At 64.4% G+C, this 15,327-nt stretch carries 17 protein-coding genes; 3 read left to right on the forward strand and 14 right to left on the reverse strand.

Translation table 11 applies throughout. The annotated features are described in order from the left end of the window. Positions 1 to 4: 4 nt before the first annotated feature. The 7 genes from cbiB to QZ408_RS04310 form a co-directional block, all read right to left on the reverse strand. Positions 5 to 925, reverse strand: a complete 921-nt coding sequence (gene cbiB, locus QZ408_RS04280) for an adenosylcobinamide-phosphate synthase CbiB (RefSeq protein WP_292489964.1) — start codon at positions 923 to 925, stop codon at positions 5 to 7. Next, entirely contained in the window at positions 904 to 1,431 is a 528-nt protein-coding gene (locus QZ408_RS04285; protein WP_292489965.1) for a hypothetical protein, read from the reverse strand. The genes cbiB and QZ408_RS04285 overlap by 22 nt, the downstream gene beginning before the upstream one ends. Positions 1,432 to 1,439: 8 nt before the next feature. Next, positions 1,440 to 1,625, reverse strand: coding sequence for a methytransferase partner Trm112 (locus tag QZ408_RS04290; protein ID WP_292489966.1), 186 nt, complete (start codon positions 1,623 to 1,625; stop codon positions 1,440 to 1,442). Beyond that, positions 1,622 to 2,632, reverse strand: coding sequence for an adenylosuccinate synthetase (locus QZ408_RS04295; RefSeq protein WP_292489967.1), 1,011 nt, complete (start codon positions 2,630 to 2,632; stop codon positions 1,622 to 1,624). Before QZ408_RS04295 ends, QZ408_RS04290 begins: the two co-directional genes overlap by 4 nt. Positions 2,633 to 3,297: 665 nt before the next feature. Beyond that, positions 3,298 to 4,458: an aminotransferase class I/II-fold pyridoxal phosphate-dependent enzyme gene (locus tag QZ408_RS04300; protein ID WP_292489968.1), complete on the reverse strand. Its 1,161-nt coding sequence runs from the start codon at positions 4,456 to 4,458 to the stop codon at positions 3,298 to 3,300. 11 nt (positions 4,459 to 4,469) lie between these two features. Beyond that, positions 4,470 to 4,961 carry an Lrp/AsnC family transcriptional regulator gene (locus tag QZ408_RS04305; protein WP_292489969.1) on the reverse strand — a complete coding sequence of 164 codons (492 nt, stop codon included), beginning with the start codon at positions 4,959 to 4,961 and terminating at the stop codon, positions 4,470 to 4,472. 4 nt (positions 4,962 to 4,965) lie between these two features. Continuing rightward, the gene (locus QZ408_RS04310; protein ID WP_292489970.1) at positions 4,966 to 6,249 is read right to left on the reverse strand and encodes an ORC1-type DNA replication protein; all 1,284 of its coding nucleotides are present in this window, start codon (positions 6,247 to 6,249) and stop codon (positions 4,966 to 4,968) included. A gap of 281 nt (positions 6,250 to 6,530) precedes the next feature. Here QZ408_RS04310 and QZ408_RS04315 point away from each other — a divergent pair, with 281 nt between their 5' ends. Both QZ408_RS04315 and QZ408_RS04320 read left to right on the forward strand, forming a co-directional pair. Next, on the forward strand, positions 6,531 to 6,914 hold the full coding sequence (locus tag QZ408_RS04315) for a hypothetical protein (RefSeq protein WP_292489971.1): 384 nt from the start codon (positions 6,531 to 6,533) through the stop codon (positions 6,912 to 6,914). Between the two features lie 514 nt (positions 6,915 to 7,428). Further along, a complete protein-coding gene (locus tag QZ408_RS04320; protein ID WP_292489972.1) occupies positions 7,429 to 7,926 on the forward strand; it encodes a molybdenum cofactor biosynthesis protein B in 498 nt (165 codons plus the stop codon). Here QZ408_RS04320 and cgi121 read toward each other — a convergent pair. From cgi121 to QZ408_RS04350, 6 genes are all read right to left on the reverse strand, one after another. Further along, the gene (gene cgi121 / locus QZ408_RS04325; RefSeq protein WP_292489973.1) at positions 7,917 to 8,435 is read right to left on the reverse strand and encodes a KEOPS complex subunit Cgi121; all 519 of its coding nucleotides are present in this window, start codon (positions 8,433 to 8,435) and stop codon (positions 7,917 to 7,919) included. The two genes, QZ408_RS04320 and cgi121, sit on opposite strands and share 10 nt — an antisense overlap. Before the next feature lie 6 nt (positions 8,436 to 8,441). Then, positions 8,442 to 10,580, reverse strand: coding sequence for an ATP-dependent DNA helicase (locus tag QZ408_RS04330; RefSeq protein WP_292489974.1), 2,139 nt, complete (start codon positions 10,578 to 10,580; stop codon positions 8,442 to 8,444). 82 nt (positions 10,581 to 10,662) lie between these two features. Further along, entirely contained in the window at positions 10,663 to 11,205 is a 543-nt protein-coding gene (locus QZ408_RS04335; protein WP_292489975.1) for a KH domain-containing protein, read from the reverse strand. A gap of 21 nt (positions 11,206 to 11,226) precedes the next feature. Further along, positions 11,227 to 12,003, reverse strand: a complete 777-nt coding sequence (locus QZ408_RS04340) for a serine protein kinase RIO (protein ID WP_292489976.1) — start codon at positions 12,001 to 12,003, stop codon at positions 11,227 to 11,229. 7 nt (positions 12,004 to 12,010) lie between these two features. After that, positions 12,011 to 12,958 carry a tyrosine--tRNA ligase gene (locus QZ408_RS04345; protein WP_292489978.1) on the reverse strand — a complete coding sequence of 316 codons (948 nt, stop codon included), beginning with the start codon at positions 12,956 to 12,958 and terminating at the stop codon, positions 12,011 to 12,013. Between the two features lie 56 nt (positions 12,959 to 13,014). Then, positions 13,015 to 14,040 carry a type II glyceraldehyde-3-phosphate dehydrogenase gene (locus tag QZ408_RS04350; protein WP_292489979.1) on the reverse strand — a complete coding sequence of 342 codons (1,026 nt, stop codon included), beginning with the start codon at positions 14,038 to 14,040 and terminating at the stop codon, positions 13,015 to 13,017. A gap of 280 nt (positions 14,041 to 14,320) precedes the next feature. On the opposite strand from QZ408_RS04350, the gene QZ408_RS04355 reads away from it, so the two are divergent. Further along, positions 14,321 to 14,902, forward strand: a complete 582-nt coding sequence (locus QZ408_RS04355) for a GNAT family N-acetyltransferase (RefSeq protein ID WP_292489980.1) — start codon at positions 14,321 to 14,323, stop codon at positions 14,900 to 14,902. A gap of 195 nt (positions 14,903 to 15,097) precedes the next feature. Here QZ408_RS04355 and QZ408_RS04360 read toward each other — a convergent pair whose 3' ends face one another. Next, positions 15,098 to 15,307, reverse strand: a complete 210-nt coding sequence (locus QZ408_RS04360) for a hypothetical protein (protein ID WP_292489981.1) — start codon at positions 15,305 to 15,307, stop codon at positions 15,098 to 15,100. Positions 15,308 to 15,327: the final 20 nt, after the last annotated feature.

Raw genomic sequence — 15,327 nt, forward strand, 5'->3', positions numbered from 1 at the left:
ACTCCTATGTATAGCTCATGGACCCCAATAAAAATAGTGCGCCGATCTCGGCGAGGGCGAAGATGATCGTCGCCGCCCGGACCGCCCGGACGATCCCGGCGCCCGCCTCCGCAAGCGTCCGCTCCGGGTCTCCGATGGTGTAGATCCCGGGTTTCTCGAGCCGGACCCCGACCCCGCCGGCGATGACGGCCATCGGGATCCCGCCGTTGAACCCGGGGCGCTCCTTCGCATCCCGGCAAAGCGCCGCATACGCCGGGGCGAACCGCCCCTTCGCCGCAAAGTAGGCGAGGAGGACGAGGCCGGTGACCCGTGCCGGTATGAAGTTTGCGACATCGTCGGCGCGGGCCGGGAACCACCCGATCCGGAGCCGCTCGTCGCGGTAGCCGAGCATCGCGTCCAGGGTGTTGATCGCCCGAAAGACCGCGGCCCCCGCGAGGCCGAAGATCCCGAAGTAGAAGAGCGGGGAGATGATGCTGTCCACCAGGTTCTCGGTCATCGACTCGTATGCGGCCGAGAGGACGTGCTCGCGCTCGAGGTGCGCCGTATCCCGGCTCACCATCATCCCGGCCCGGGCACGGCCCGCGTCGATGCCGCCGTCCTCGAGCGCCCGCACCACGGCGGCGGTATGCTCCTCAAGCGACCGCCAGGCGAGGCAGACCTTGAGGAGGAAGGGTGCGAGGATGATGTAGAGAAACCAGGGGGCGGCAAACTGGACGAGGGCGAACGGGGCGGCAAAGAGCGCTGCGGTCGCGATGGTCCCCGCGGCCCCGGCCGCCCGCTGGACCCGGACCGGGTAGCGGGACGGGACTCCCCACCACCCGATGAACCGGCCGAGGACCGCCACCGGGTGGTAGCGGGAGTGCGGGTCCCCGACCAGCCGGTCAACCAGCAGCGACGCGGCGACTACGACCGCTGCCGCTGCCATGCGAGGATGACCCCGACGAGGAGCACCGCAAACGCGGCGGCATTGAAGAGATCGATCCCCGATGCGATCCAGAGCCCGTAGAGCACCAGGGCTGTGGCAACGGGGGCGAGAACCGGAAGGGGCGGGAGCGGGAGGGATGGGAGCGACACCGCCCGGGCCGCCGCCGGGAGCGCGTCGACCGGCTCGGGCTCCGGGGCTTTGCGCTCGCGGACGGCGACCCGGAACGCCGCCCGTCGGGCGCCGTACCCGGCGATGACCTCCACGGAGAAGACCCCGGGGGGAGCGTCCTCGCGGATGGGGATATGGAACTCCGCATCGACGCCCACGTAGAGGTTCTCGTGGATGAAGCCGGTGAATGCCGCAGAGTTCGCCGTGGCGAGGGAGATGTGGAGCGGAGACCCGTGGTTGACGATCCGGAGGGAGAGATCGCTTCCCGGCGCCGCCTCCACCTCGCCCGGGACCTCGATGGCGTTGATCCCGCGGCGGTTGAGATGAATCTCCGACATCGGCGGGATCAGTCCTCGCAGGCCGTCTGCGGGAGGAGGTTCGGGATGCCTTCGCTGATGGGGTAATCGACGCGGCATGCCGCACACCGGAGGGTGCCCTCCAGCACCTCCCCGCCGCTCTCTTCGGTCGCGGTCAGCAGCAGATCGCCCTTGCAGACCGGGCAGCAGAGGATCTCCATGAGATCCCGTCTCATAGTTCGCCCCGGAGGTCGATGATCTGCGACATCTCGGGGCCCGTCGAGATCAGGGTGACGGGCTTGCCGATATCCTTCTCGGCCTGCGCGATGAAGTCCTTCGCCTTCCGGGTCAGCTGGCCGTAATCCGTCGCGCCGAAACAGGCCGGGTCGATCCGGTCGATGCCGGTGATCGCCGCCTGGGTACACCCGTTGATCATCGCCGAGTAGCGGGCCATCTTCCCGTCCCAGGTGCCGATACGGCGCTGGCGGCGGGTGACGGTGCCGAACTCCTCGATACCGAGTTCGTGCGACCGCTCCATCGTCATCTCGGTCGCAAAGGGGCCTTCGCCGACCCGGGTCGGGTAGGCCTTGAAGACGACGATGACGTCGTCGATCCGGGTCGGGCCGACGCCGTTATCGGCGGCGATCTGCGAGGCGGACGTGTCTTTGCTGGTCACGAACGGGTAGGTCCCGAAGTAGAGCGATATGCCGAAACCCTGGGTCCCCTCAAGAAGGACCACCTCGTCCCGGTCCAGGGCGCGGTTGAGGTCTTCCGCCACATCGGTGATGTACTCCGCGAGTTCAGGGACGTCTTTTGCCTGCCGGGACGTCCTGAGGACGCGGTCGGAGTTTGCCGGGCCGCATCCGGTCCCGGTGCTCCCGATCTTCTCCCTGAGGTGCTCGCTCCCCCTGTCGCGGGCGATATGCTCCTCTTCGATGATGCCGCACCGTCCGTCGACAAAGATCCTGCCCCTGACGCCGAGCAGGTCGACCTCCCGCAGGAATACCCGGGGATCGACGAGCACGCCGCTCCCTATCATGAGGGCCGCTTCCGGGTAAACGAACCCCGAGGGGACCATCCTGACACCATACTCCTTCTCCCCGATACAGACGGTATGCCCGGCGTTCGGGCCGACGCCGCCCCGGGAGATGATGGATGGTCTGTCCTGGTGAGCGATGTGGGCCACGATCTTTCCTTTTCCCTCGTCACCAAAGAATCCGCCGACGATAATAGTACAACTCATTGTTCTATCAAGTAGGATGGAGCGATACATCCTGATAAACGTTACAATGCAACACCGGGAGAGCGATCGTCCCGCGTGAAAGCAACCGGGTCTTCGTGGTGCAGAGACCGCCCTCCCCGCCCCCCGGACGGACGAGCGCCGGACAGGGGTCGTATCCCGCGCGAGAAGGATGGGTCTTCCCCGGGAGCGCGGATTTCAGGCGGACCGTTTTGGCGTTGCGTCGTGGTATGCGCTTATCCCGGGGTTCCGGCGGCAGGGGGCCATTGTATATCAACCTTCGCGGCGGCAGTTCCCCACAAACCCGGTCGAACTCGGGATCCGGACCCCTTCATTTCCACTGGAAACCTCATCTCCATGAAATCCAGGGTCATTGCGCCGAGGTTTTCCCGGTAGAGGCATGTTGATCTGTAATCGGATTTTTTTGCCTGAGCGCGGATGCGAACCCGGCGATCTGTCCGGGGTTCGGGAGACGGGATGCGTACCCCCGTATGGACACAACGGGATCCCGCGGCACCTATAATCCCTGAATAAATCCACATCTCCAGTGGAAATAAAGGGGTTCTCCGCCCGTCATTCCCCTGTCGGACACCAGACCGACGGCTGCCGGGGCAGGTATACCGGATAAAAAGGTTTTGATTCTCTCCGGGGCGGGTATAAAGGCGTTTCTATTTTGCCGACTCAAGGAACGTCCCCATGCGGGAGAGCGCCTCTTTGAGATTATCCCGCGAGACCGCGTAGGCGCACCGTATGTGCCCGGCACCCGACGGCCCGAGGACGCTTCCCGGGACGACCGCCACGTGCTGCTCGCGGAGGAGCGACTCGGCAAACTCGATATCGTTCATGCCGGTGCTCTCTATCGAGGGGAAGGCGTAGAACGCACCCTTCGGAAGGTGGCAGACAAGGCCGAGTTTGTTTAACCCGTCGACGAAGAGGTTCCGCCGGAGCCGGTACTCCCGGACCATGGCGTCCTTCTCGGCCTCGCCGATCCGGAGCGCCTCGTAGGCCGCAACCTGCCCCATGACGGGAGCACAGAGCGCGACGTACTGGTGGATCTTCAAGGCCGCCGCGGTGATCTCGGGCGGGGCGCAGAGGTAGCCGATCCGCCACCCGGTCATGGCGAAGGCCTTCGAGAACCCGTTTAAGGTGATCGTCCGGTCACGGAGTTCGGGGATCCTCGCCGGCGAGAAGTGGTCGCCGTCGTAGGTGAGCTCGGCGTAGACCTCGTCGCTGATGAGGAGGAGGTCGTGGTCGACCAGGACGTCGGCGACCGCGCGCCAGTCCGCCTCCTGCATCACCCCGCCGGTGGGGTTGTTCGGGAAGTTCGCTATCAGGGCCTTCGTCCGGGGGGTGATAGACTCCATGAGCGCATCGGCAGTCAGCCGGAACTCGTCCTCCGCCCGGCAGGGCACGGTCACCGGGACCCCGCCGGTGAGGGAGACACAGGGGGTATAGGAGACGTAGCTAGGCTCTGCCACCAGCACCTCGTCGCCCGGGTCGACGACGGCACGGATGGCGATGTCGGCCGCTTCCGAGACGCCGCAGGTCACGATGATCTCCCCGTCGGCGTCGTAGCGGGTGGAAAAGCGGGTATCGAGGTAGCGGCTGATGGCGCCGCGCAGCTGGGGCGTCCCCTTGTTCGAGGTGTAGGCGGTCGACCCCTGCTCAATGGAGTAGATGGACGCCTCGCAGACACACCAGGGGGTCACGAAGTCCGGTTCGCCGACGCCCAGGGATATGACGTCCTCCATCGTCTGGGCGATGTCAAAGAACCTCCGGATGCCCGAAGGTGGTATGGCGCGCGCCCGTGCCGAGACGAAGTCCCTCAACGATCCTCACCTCAGAACGAGTAGGGGAGACGCTCGACTTCTTCGCGCCCGGCGAAGGCGGTCCCGTTCTCCTTGTAGGTCTTCATGATGATATGCGTCGCCGTCTCCCGGATCCGGTCCATCGGGGCGATCTGCTCGGCGACGAACCGCGCGATCTCGTGCATGCTCGATCCGACCACCAGCAGCTGGAGGTCGTAGGCCCCGGTCATCAGCCGGAGCGACCGGACCTCCGGGAACCGGGCGATCCGCTCTGCTATCCGGTCGTAGCCGAAGTCCCGCTCGGGCGAGACTTTGAGCTCGATCACCGCGGCGACGTTGCCGTTCCCGGCCTGTTCCCAGTCGACGACCGCCCCGTAGCGGCGGATGGCGCCGGCCGCTTCCAGCCGGCCGATCCGGTCTCTTATGTCCTGCTCACTCACTTCGGCCAGCACCGCGAGTTCGCTCACCGGGGTACGGCAGTTCTCCTCCAGGAGATGGAGGAGGATACGATCCTTGTCATCCATGGTTTCACCTGAACATTGCTCTTAATCGGTTGATGTCGAGTTCCTTGAGCCTCTGGTCGACGAGCCTCGGGTCGCGCGTGACGACTTCTTCGATCTTACTCGTCGTCGCGTCGAACCACATCTCCTTCGTCCGGCCGTAGCGGCCCCGCGAGACGACCCGGGTGTTGATGACGCCGAGCATGTTGAGTTCGGAGATGAGATCCGTGATCCGGCGGTGCGTCAGGACGTCGAGGTCGATGAGCCGGGCGATCTCCCGGTAGACCACCGTGACCTCGCCGCTCGTGAAGATCCGTTTGCCCATCTGTTCGAGGATCAGCATCGCGTAGAGGACCGCCTTGCTCTGGGTCGGGAGGGTGGAGACGCACTCCACCATGCTGTCGGTCTCGATCTTCTCCTGGGCCATCCGGACATGCTTCTCACCCACGCCCGCGGCGTTCTCGCGGTCCGCGAGCTCGCCCGAGACCCGGAGGAGGTCAAGCGCCCGCCGGGCGTCGCCATGCTCCTGCGCCGCGAGCGCCGCGCAGAGCGGGATGACCGTCTCGTCGAGCGCCCCCTCGATGAACGCCATATCGGCCCTCTGCTGGAGGATGTCGCAGAGCTGGGGGGCGTTGTAGGGAGGAAAGACGATCTCCTCTTCAGAGAGCGAGGAGAGGACCCGGGGGTCCAGGAAGTCGGTGAACCGGAGGTCGTTTGATATCCCGATGATGCTGACCTTCGCGAATTTGAGGTCGGAGTTGATCCGGGTGAGGTTGTAGAGGGTGTCGTCGCCGCTCTTCTTGACGAGTTTGTCGATCTCGTCAAGGATGATGACCATGACCCCACCGCTGCTCTCGAGCTGGTTTTTGAGCTCCATGTAGACCTGGTCGGTCGGCCACCCGGTCATCGGGATGAGGCTCCGGGGGCTGTCGCTTGGGTGCTGGTCGGCGTCGTCGAGGCAGTTTGCGATCTGGGCGAGAACGCGGTACTGGGTATCGATCACCTCACAGTTGAGGTGGACGATCCTGCACTTCGTTCCGGCGAGGGCGCTCGCGTTCTCAAGTTCCGTCCCGACGTACCGGACCGAGGCTGTCTTCCCGGTCCCGGTCTTGCCGTAGATGAGGATGTTTGAGGGGGTCTCGTTCGTGAGGGCAGGCGCAAGGATGGAGGCGAGCTCGTCGATCTGGGGTTTCCGGTGAGGAAAGATGTGAGGACGATAGCTGTGGCGCAATACTTCCCTGTTCTTAAATATACGCCTGTTGGTCAGGTATTTTTTGAATAGTCCCATTGGGTTGGTCTTATCGTCCGACATGATGTCACCGGAGGGGGTTACCAGGACAGGAAATTCTCGCGCCGTGAACCCCTAAGATGATCGTCGTCGGGATTGATAACCCCTTCGTTTCCAGTGGAACTTAGAGCGGACCGGTTGCCGGCGAAATACCGGCGAATCAGCGGCGAAATATCGGTGAAGGGCTCAAGAGGAGAGTAATGCCGGGGATAGCGCAGATGGAGCGACCCGGGATCACCCCGACCCCTTTGTTTCGAGTGGAGAGTGATGGTGATACCGCAGGGCGGTATCATTCAATCAAGGTGATGGTGATAGTCATGTGTAACTCTGCAACTCAAGATATAAAGTTTTATCGTAACAGTACAGGATACGGAGGACAAGTGCAGAGCGTGGAGTACAGGATGCAGGGAGACGAATGCAAGGATATGGGGAGGAGTATGGGATACGAAGAGGAACGAGAGAGACGAAGAGAAACTGGAGAGAGAAACACGAAGAGAGGCAGAGACGAAGGGAAGGTATGTGAGGGATGGGACCCCTGGATATTCAGGCGAGACAGCCCACTCTGGTGCTCGATCCTGATCCCCCTGTCACCTCATCCTGGAGGAGTCTTCAGGGAGTTCTCCCCTCCTCTGGTCCGGCTCCCTGTCATCCCTTCCAATGACATCCCGGGATGGGCTCTCCTCCTCTGATCCGATCCCGATCAGCTCCTCCCGATGATATCCCCGGATGGGTCCTCCCCTTCCGATCCGGATCCCGATCACCTCCTCCCGATGATATCCCCGGATGGGTCCTCCCCCTTCCGATCCGGATCCTGGTCACCGCCTCCCGATGACATCCCGGGATGGGCTCTCCTCCTCCGGTCCGGCCCCGGTCACCTCCTTCGGGTGAACCTGCATATCCGCCGGAGAACCGATTCCCTCCCCCTCTCTCCGCGTTTCCCTCTTCAGTTCTTCTTCGTGTCCCGTGTCCTCTCCATACATCGCACTCATCCATCCCTCCCCGTCCCTCCCCCGTCCCTCCCCCCGTCCCCCCCCCCCGTCCCTCCCCCCGTCCCTCCCCCCCGTCCCTCCCCCGTCCCCCTCCCCGTCCCTCCCCCCGTCCCTCCACAGGTTCCAGTCGAAACAAAGGGGTCGGGGATTGAACACCGCCACTCAAGAGATAGAAAGAAGTAAAATACGCGGTACAGGGGTACTGGAAGATCCTATGGAGAGTAATCATCTTAAACCCCTCACCGTGACCGGGGCCGTCATCACCGTCTCATCGAGCCGGAAACCCGGGACTGACGCCAGCGGAAAGGCGCTCATCGACCTCCTCTCCGCCGATGGCATCGAGGTAACCCACTATACCGTGGTCCCCGATGATCTCGCGCGGATCCGCGCCGAAGTCTCCGCGGCCCTTTCGCGTGCAACCTGTGTCATCGTCACCGGGGGCACCGGGCTCACGCCCGACGACGTGACCATTGAGGCGGTCGCGCCGCTGCTTGAGAAGACCATCGACGGGTTCGGCGAACTCTTCCGCCTCAAAAGTTACGAGGAGATCGGGACCGCCGCGATCCTCTCCCGGGCGATCGCCGGGGTCGTCGGCGGCCGGGCGGTCTTCTGCATACCGGGCTCGACGAAGGCCGTGACACTTGCCGCGCGGGAGATCATCATCCCCGAGATCCGGCACATCCTCACCCACGCCTCGTCGGGTCAGCGGTAGACGTCGAGGAGCGCCACCCGCTCGAGGACCAGGTCGCGGAACCGCTCCTCTCCCACCACCGCGACCTCTTCGGGCGTGATGCCGAAGAGGTCCGCAAGGCGCGCCCTTTTCGCGGGACCGATCGCCTCTTCCCGCTCCTCACCGACGAACGTCACGAGACCGGCGAGGCGGTCACGGACGCCCGGCGCCGACGGGCAGACGGCGATGTAGGAGCGGTTCTCGCCGGGATGGACCCCGAAGGACGCGGCCACCTGGCACTGCCGGGTCCCCGCGGCGTAGAGGAGCGCCTCCATCTCGATCGAGTTTGCTATCGGTTCGCCGCCGGCCCACGACCGCCAGGCGTGCCGGAGCGCCGCCTCCACGTGGGCGCGTCCGGCGAGGCGGTCAGCATCAAAGAGGATGATGTGGGTCCGGTGTTCTTCGGCGATCCGGCGGACCTTACGCAGGAACCGGACGTTCTCGTCGACCGTGAAGACCGCCGGGTAGATATCGCATGCCATCTCTGCCATCCTTCTTCACCCGAACCGGGAGAGGGTCGACTGCTCTTCGCCGACCTCCCCGACCTCCGCCCGCGTCCCCTCGAGCTGCTCGAATATCCGTGCGGCGATCCCCTGGCCGAGAACCTTCCCGACCTTCTCCGGCCCGGCCGCGCGGAGCGCCTCGATCGACCCGAGGTTGTTGTTGAAGAGCCGGCGCGCCCTGACGCGCCCGATCCCGCGGAGCCTGATGAGGGGCAGGAGCTCTTTTTTGATGCCGTGCTTGGTCCGGAGCTCCATCTCCTCGATGGGCGCTGCAAGGTGCGGGGCAAAGAGCCCGGCAAGGTGCCGGCTCGCGTGGACCAGCCAGGCGACGCTCTCCACCATACCGTAGATATCGCCCGGGCCGACGCTGTAGCGCTCGCAGATCGCATCCTCGCCGACCTCGTCCGCCCAGTCGGCAAGGAGGAGCGCGGTCTTGAGGCTCCGGTCGAACCCCTCGCCCGCGTCCCAGGGGATCTCCATCCAGAGATTGTCACGGTGGTCGGCGAGGAACCGGTCGAGGAGGTACATGTCGTCCCGCCGCACAAAGAGCGTCGGCATATCAGGCGTCGAGCAGAGGAGGTGCAGGAGCCCGATATCGGTATACTCTTTGCGCCCGATCATCGCCGCCACGATCACCTCGGCGCTCCGGGGATCGATGTAGAGCCGGGAGACGAGCGACCCGTACTCCGTGGCCTCAAGCCACTCCCCCACCTCGGTGATCATCTCGGCTTCGCGCAGGAACTCAAGCGCCCGGTGCACCGCCCGCGAGAGTGCGCGGGGGCTCTCCCCCTGGTGGGCGTAGAACGTCCCGTCCATGAACTCGAGCACCTCGCCCGTCTCGCGGGCGAACCCCGTCGCGATGAGCGAGAGGATGTGGGTGCAGAGGACTGCCTCGTCTGCGCACCGGCTCCGGACGTCCTCGGCCGGCGCCCCGATGTAGCAGTCGAAGAGCTCGTCGACCATCTCCTCGGACTTCGCGATCAGGACCGCCTCGCCGTAAGGGTCGAGGTGCGGCCGCCCGGCCCGCCCGGCCATCTGCCGGTACTCCCGGACCGGGATCGGGAGCATCCCCTCTCCGGCGTTGAACCGGAGGTAGTCGCGGACGACCACCCGCCGGGCGGGGAGGTTTAAGCCCGCCGCGAGCGTCGGGGTGGAGGCGATCACCCTGATCTGCCCCTCCCGGAACCCCGCTTCAACGATCTGGCGCTCCTCGCGGGCGAGGCCCGCGTGGTGGAACGCCGCGCCCTGCGCGACGCAGGCGGCAAGCGTCCTCCCCATATCGGTGGCGGCGTTCGAGCGTATCTTATCGGCGTAGCCGGCGAGGACCGGGTTTGCGAGTTTCAACCCCGATGCCGCGCGTTTCGCAAACGCCTCGGCGTTTTTGCGGGAGCTGACGAAGACCAGGCACTGCCCCCCTTCCGCGACCGTGTCGAGGACGAGGTCCAGGTCCTCGTACTTGCTCCGGCGTTCGACCTCCCGGTCCCGGTCGGCAAACCGGATACTGTTCTGGAAGAAGACCCCTTCCCGGAGGTCCACCGGCCGCCAGTCGCTCTCGACGAGCTCCGCGTCCAGCCACCCGGCAAGGTCCCGTGGGTTCCCGATGGTGGCGGAGAGGGCGATGATCTGGATGGCGGGGTTTTTGTGCCGGAGTTTTGCTATCACCATCTCGAGCGTCGCCCCCCGGGAGGGGTCATCGATGAGGTGGACCTCGTCGAGGACGAGCAGGGTGACCTCCGCAAGCCATGGCGTCCGGTTCCGGAGGAGCGAGTCCACCTTCTCGCTCGTCGCGACGATGATGTCGTTTCTCCCGAGGTACTCGTCCCTTCGATCGAAGTCGCCGGTGGCGATACCGACGCGGAGGCCCTTCCCCGAGAACTCCTCGAACTTCTCGCTCGCGAGCGCCCGCAGGGGGACGATGTAGAGGCACTTGCCGCCCCGCCCGACCTGGTGGTGCATCGCCATCTCGGCGACCAGGGTCTTGCCGCTCGCGGTCGGGATGGCGATGAGGAGGTTCTTCCCCGTAAAAAGCCCCGCTTCGATGCAGGCCGCCTGCGGCGGGTAGAGTTCCGTGATCCCGCGCTCCGTGTAACCGGCCAGGAGATCCGGCGGGAGGGGAAGGTCGGCTATCTCCATGGATACCCCTTCATTTCCACTGCAGACCGCATATCCTTCGTATCGTCATCGGGGTGATCAGGACCGGTGCGTCCCGGCCGCATCACGAATAGTACTCCAGCATCGCCTGTTTGGCTTCCTTCTTCTTCCGGTCGAGGAACCCGTAGACGTGCTCGTGGGGCACACCCTGGATCAGCATCTCCACTGCCTTCCTCGCGGTCTCGACCTGGTCCGGGAGACCGATGATCGCGACAGTCTTTCCGTGGACCGATATCTCCGTGCTGGTCATATCCTCGATCTGGGCGCGGGACGTCCCCGCCTTCCCTATGATCCGGCCCCGGAGCCGCTCGAGGTGCCGGGCCGTGCCCGAGAGGTCGGCGAGGTCGATGACGTCGAACATCATATCCTCATCCTCAAGGAGCCGGTATGCACGCTCCGGCGAGAACCCCCGGTTGATCGCCTGGACGACATTCGTCGCCGTCATGACGGCGACGGGGTCCTCCGCCTCGATCGTCACCATCCCTTCTTCGCTGTCGATCCGGAGGGTTATTCCGGTCTTCTCTTCGATCTCGCGTTTCGTGGACCCGCTCTTGCCGATGAGTACACCGAGCCTTGCGGATGAAACTTTTAGCTCCTGTCTGGTCATGATTATCTTATCTCCCGGTGGTTATCGCTCCCGGTCCTGGCCGCCGGTGATCGCTCTGGCGATCTCCTGTTCGTCCTGCACATCGCAGTAACGGGAGAAATACCGATTGATGTTCCTGATATCCCGGATCAGAAACGCGCCCGCCCGCGGGTGATCCAGGGTGACCGCCTGCCCCATATCGATCAGGTATGGTTTCTCGTGGTAGAGGATATTGTATTCGGAGAGGTCGGCATGGACCAGGCGCGCATCCTGGTAGAGCCGTTCGATGTAGCCGAGGATCTGCCGGTACACGACCCCGTAATCCGCAACTTCGGCGTTCCGGAGCTGCGGATACGGCACCTCACCACGCCCGAGGAACTCCATCAAGAGGATGTTCCGGTCGAACGCGAGGGGCTCGGGGACCGGAATCCCCGCATCGTGCGCCCGGGCGAGGTTGCTGTACTCTTTCTTCGTCCAGGCAAAGACGATGCCCTTGCGCGATCCCCGGACGCTCGCAAACCGGCGGTCCCCTGCGAGGTAATCGGTCATCGCCTTGAAGTTCGCCGTCCGGATGCGGTAGATCTTGATCGCGATCCCCCTCCCGTCGTGTTCGCCGTAGAAGACGTTTGCCTCTTTTCCGGTGCTGATGGGGCCGCCGATGACCGAGATCAGTTTTTTGTGGACGAGTTTGTAGAGCGCGATAAGGGTGACCTCGTCAAAGACGTCGGCCCGTACCTTCAGTGCGTCGGCGTCTTTTATCCGGACGCCCATCGCCTCGATCTCGCGGTCGAACCGCTCGTGCTCTTCATCGTGGCCCACGGCCGGATCACCTGCTGCAGACGTAGTCGTGTACGGGGGCGAGGATATCGATGAGATGGTCGGCGGCGGCCGATTTCAGGTCGAGCGGGTGGATCTCGCCGGCTGCGTAGGCCCGCTCGAGATCCTCGTAGGCGGCAAACTCCCGGTCCCCGCCGAACTTCGCGGGCCGGCGGATGGTGACCGCCCCGGCCCGGGGGAAGACGTGGTACTGCAGGATCTGGAGCACCGGGTTGTTCTCGACCTCCGGCGGGCAGAATGCTTTCTTCATCTTCTGCCGGATATCCTCCTCTGACTCGGCGACCGATATGACGTTTCCGGCCGACGACGACATCTTCTTCCCGTCGAGGCCGCTGATGATCGGCGTGTGGATGCAGACCGGCGCCGGGTACCCGATCGAGGGGAGGTGTTCCCGCGCGAGCATGTGAATCTTTCGCTGGTCGATCCCGCCGAGGGCGGCGTCCACGTTGAGGGTCGCGATATCGACCATCTGCATGATCGGGTAGACCATCTGGGAGACCGTCGGGTTATCCATCTGCCGCCCGACCTCGTCCATGCTCCTCTTCGCCCGGTTAAGGGTGATTGCCTGGGAGAGTTTCAGGACGTTAAGCTCGTACTCCGGCGTGAGCTGCACGTCCGACCCGAGGACGTATTTTGCGCCGACCAGGCCGAGTCCCTCGAAACAACGCCGGTTGTACTTCGCGATCTCGCGAATCTCGTCCATGGTGCCTTTGCGGTTCAGGAACGCGTGGAGGTCGGCGATGAGCACGGTCACCTCGAACCCTGCTCGCTGCAGGTCCATCAGCTTGTTCACCGTCACCATGTGGCCGAGGTGGATCTCCCCGCTCGGCTCGTAGCCGGTGTAGACCCGCTTGACCGGGCGGTCGATGAGCGCACGCAGTTCCTCATCGGTGACGACCTCTACGGTATTCCGGGTCACCAGTTCGTATGGATCCATTGAAAAGAGTGGGTCTGCCGGGGAGTTAATGGTTCTTCCTCCCCTGGCCCGGCCGTTCACCCGATGGCGACGAGCCCGAGCGCTTTGTTGGTCATCCGGATGGATTCTTCCGGATCCTTCACCGTTCCCATCAGGGCGCGGATGCAGTCGATGTTCTCGGGGATGACGTCGGCCTCCTGGTGGATGGCCTGGAAACAGTAGAATTCCTTCCCGTCGAGGACCGAGACCGACTCCTCGAAGACGCCGTTCTCCCAGAGGTCGGTCCTCGGCCGGCCGAGGTCCTGGGTGTACTCCCGGAGCTGGGCGTTGCTCTTGATCCCGGTGGCCTTGCGGACGAGCCCGATGCGACTGTGGTTCTCAAAGACCTTCAGCACCTCTTCGCGGGTGGTCTCCTTCTGTAAGTCCATCTGGATCGAGTGCATGTGCATGAAGGTCGTCGGGACGATCATCGCAAGGGTGACGATGTTGATCTGCGGGAGGACGGTCTGGACGTCGGGGCCGTGGTGGCTCGGGATGGTGGCCGGGTTGAGGACGATGGCGTCGATTGGTCCGCGCTTGATGTCGTCGGGGTCAGCTCCACGCCTGACCATCACCGCCCGGACCCGGTCGACGCCGAAGGCCTGGTCCAGGGCGTGGATGAGCCGGACAAGCCCGGTGGTGTTGCACGAGACGACCCGGGCGAACTGCTTTCCTGCAGCCTCTTTGTAGTTCGCGTGGGCGTTGAAGGAGAACCCGGCGACCTCGTGTTCCTCGCCGCCCTGAAAGATTGCCTTCTTCCCGAGGCGCTCATAGATCGGCCGGTTCTTCTCCCCGACGCCGCCGGGAGTGGCGTCCACGATGATATCGGCGGCTTTCAGCATCGCTTCGACGTCGCCGGCGACATCAAGGCCGGCCTTCTCGAACGCCGCCTTCTTTCCGAGATCGGCGATGTAGAGGGGGAACCCGCGCTCTTTTGCGATGTACGCTTCCGCCGAGACGCTTGTCTTTGAAACCCCTATCACTTCCATATCGGGCTGTGCGGCGACCGCGTCGGCAACCCGTTTACCGATGGTGCCGTAGCCGTTGATTGCGACTTTGATCATGCATGATGGAATACAGAACAAAAATTAATAAAGGTTGCTGATTTGGGAATAGGACGGCCCTTACGCAGTATCAGGCCAGACGGGAGATCGGGACGGCTCGTAATCGCCAATGCTCCATGTAATCCGGGAAAACGGGACCTCAAGGTATAACCGGGAGTGGTTTTCACGAGGTCGTACGGCCGGGCGGGCAGCGGTTGCCGGGGTCTTCGGGTCACCCTCTCCTGCGGTCCGGGCAGCGGTGCGGCAGGGCTTATATCCGGCCGGTGCAATGAGCATATTCATGGAGAACCAGCCCATCCTCGCGACCGATCGCCTGCTTCTGCGACCGTTTACCCTCGCGGACGCTTCCATGGTGCAGCGGCTCGCCGGCGACTATGCCGTTGCCGCGACGACCCTCCTTCCCTACCCCTACCCGGACGGCCTTGCCGAGATCTGGATCGCCTCCCTCCGCGAGGGGATCGACCGCGGCGAGATCGCGGCCTTCGCCGTCACGCTCGCCGGAGAGGGGGGTCTGATCGGCGGCGTCCGCCTGCAGATCGACCGCGGTCACGCCCGTGGCGAGCTCGGGTTCTGGGTCGCACGGCCCTGCTGGGGCCGGGGATACGCCACCGAGGCGGTCCGGGCGGTGATCGAGTACGGGTTTTCGGTCCTCGGGCTGCACCGGGTCTATGCCATGCACTTCTCCCGGAATCCCGCCTCGGGCCGGGTGATGGAGAAGTGCGGGATGCTCCATGAAGGCCGCCTCCGCGAGCACATCAGGAGATGGGGGGTCTTTGAGGACGTCGACGTCCGCGGCGTTCTCCACGACGAGTGGCGGGAGCGGCGCACGGGGCCGGCGATCCGGGAGTGCCGGGTGAGTTGAACCGGCCGGTTCGACCTTCCAACCCCTCTCGTACGGGGTATATATCACATCCCCGGCCGACTGAGTGACGGGGAATGTGGATGGGGTTCGCCCCCCACTCTGTTATCGACCCCCCGCCGGAGGCGTCCGCCCGCGCAAAACGACCCCTCCACCGGACAGAGCGCCGGGCGGCTGCCTGTGCGGCGAAGGTGGGCCTTATCTCCTGACGAAGACGGCGTAGCCCCGGTGCCCGCCCTCGTGGGTGGTTCCGAGGACGAGGACGTCTTTGTCCTGGTTCTGCAGCTGCCGGGCGTAGGAGGTTGCGTCACGCCGGGTCTCGTAGAGCCGGTCGGCGTAGTACTCTTTCTCGTCGACGACCCGCCGCTGCCGTATCTTTATCCATTCTGCTTTCCCCCGCCGTTCCATACGCCATGGTTGATGCGGAC

Source organism: Methanoculleus sp. 10 (assembly GCF_913757945.1).
In the GTDB taxonomy this organism is placed as follows: domain Archaea; phylum Halobacteriota; class Methanomicrobia; order Methanomicrobiales; family Methanoculleaceae; genus Methanoculleus.

Coding starts and splice junctions, on each gene's coding strand:
- cbiB (WP_292489964.1), bottom strand. CDS start 925: ATGGCAGCGGCAGCGGTCGTAGTCGCCGCGTCGCTGCTGGTTGACCGG.
- QZ408_RS04285 (WP_292489965.1), bottom strand. CDS start 1,431: ATGTCGGAGATTCATCTCAACCGCCGCGGGATCAACGCCATCGAGGTC.
- QZ408_RS04290 (WP_292489966.1), bottom strand. CDS start 1,625: ATGAGACGGGATCTCATGGAGATCCTCTGCTGCCCGGTCTGCAAGGGC.
- QZ408_RS04295 (WP_292489967.1), bottom strand. CDS start 2,632: ATGAGTTGTACTATTATCGTCGGCGGATTCTTTGGTGACGAGGGAAAA.
- QZ408_RS04305 (WP_292489969.1), bottom strand. CDS start 4,961: ATGGATGACAAGGATCGTATCCTCCTCCATCTCCTGGAGGAGAACTGC.
- QZ408_RS04310 (WP_292489970.1), bottom strand. CDS start 6,249: ATGTCGGACGATAAGACCAACCCAATGGGACTATTCAAAAAATACCTG.
- QZ408_RS04315 (WP_292489971.1), top strand. CDS start 6,531: ATGGTGATAGTCATGTGTAACTCTGCAACTCAAGATATAAAGTTTTAT.
- QZ408_RS04320 (WP_292489972.1), top strand. CDS start 7,429: ATGGAGAGTAATCATCTTAAACCCCTCACCGTGACCGGGGCCGTCATC.
- cgi121 (WP_292489973.1), bottom strand. CDS start 8,435: ATGGCAGAGATGGCATGCGATATCTACCCGGCGGTCTTCACGGTCGAC.
- QZ408_RS04330 (WP_292489974.1), bottom strand. CDS start 10,580: ATGGAGATAGCCGACCTTCCCCTCCCGCCGGATCTCCTGGCCGGTTAC.
- QZ408_RS04335 (WP_292489975.1), bottom strand. CDS start 11,205: ATGACCAGACAGGAGCTAAAAGTTTCATCCGCAAGGCTCGGTGTACTC.
- QZ408_RS04345 (WP_292489978.1), bottom strand. CDS start 12,958: ATGGATCCATACGAACTGGTGACCCGGAATACCGTAGAGGTCGTCACC.
- QZ408_RS04350 (WP_292489979.1), bottom strand. CDS start 14,040: ATGATCAAAGTCGCAATCAACGGCTACGGCACCATCGGTAAACGGGTT.
- QZ408_RS04355 (WP_292489980.1), top strand. CDS start 14,321: ATGGAGAACCAGCCCATCCTCGCGACCGATCGCCTGCTTCTGCGACCG.
- QZ408_RS04360 (WP_292489981.1), bottom strand. CDS start 15,307: ATGGAACGGCGGGGGAAAGCAGAATGGATAAAGATACGGCAGCGGCGG.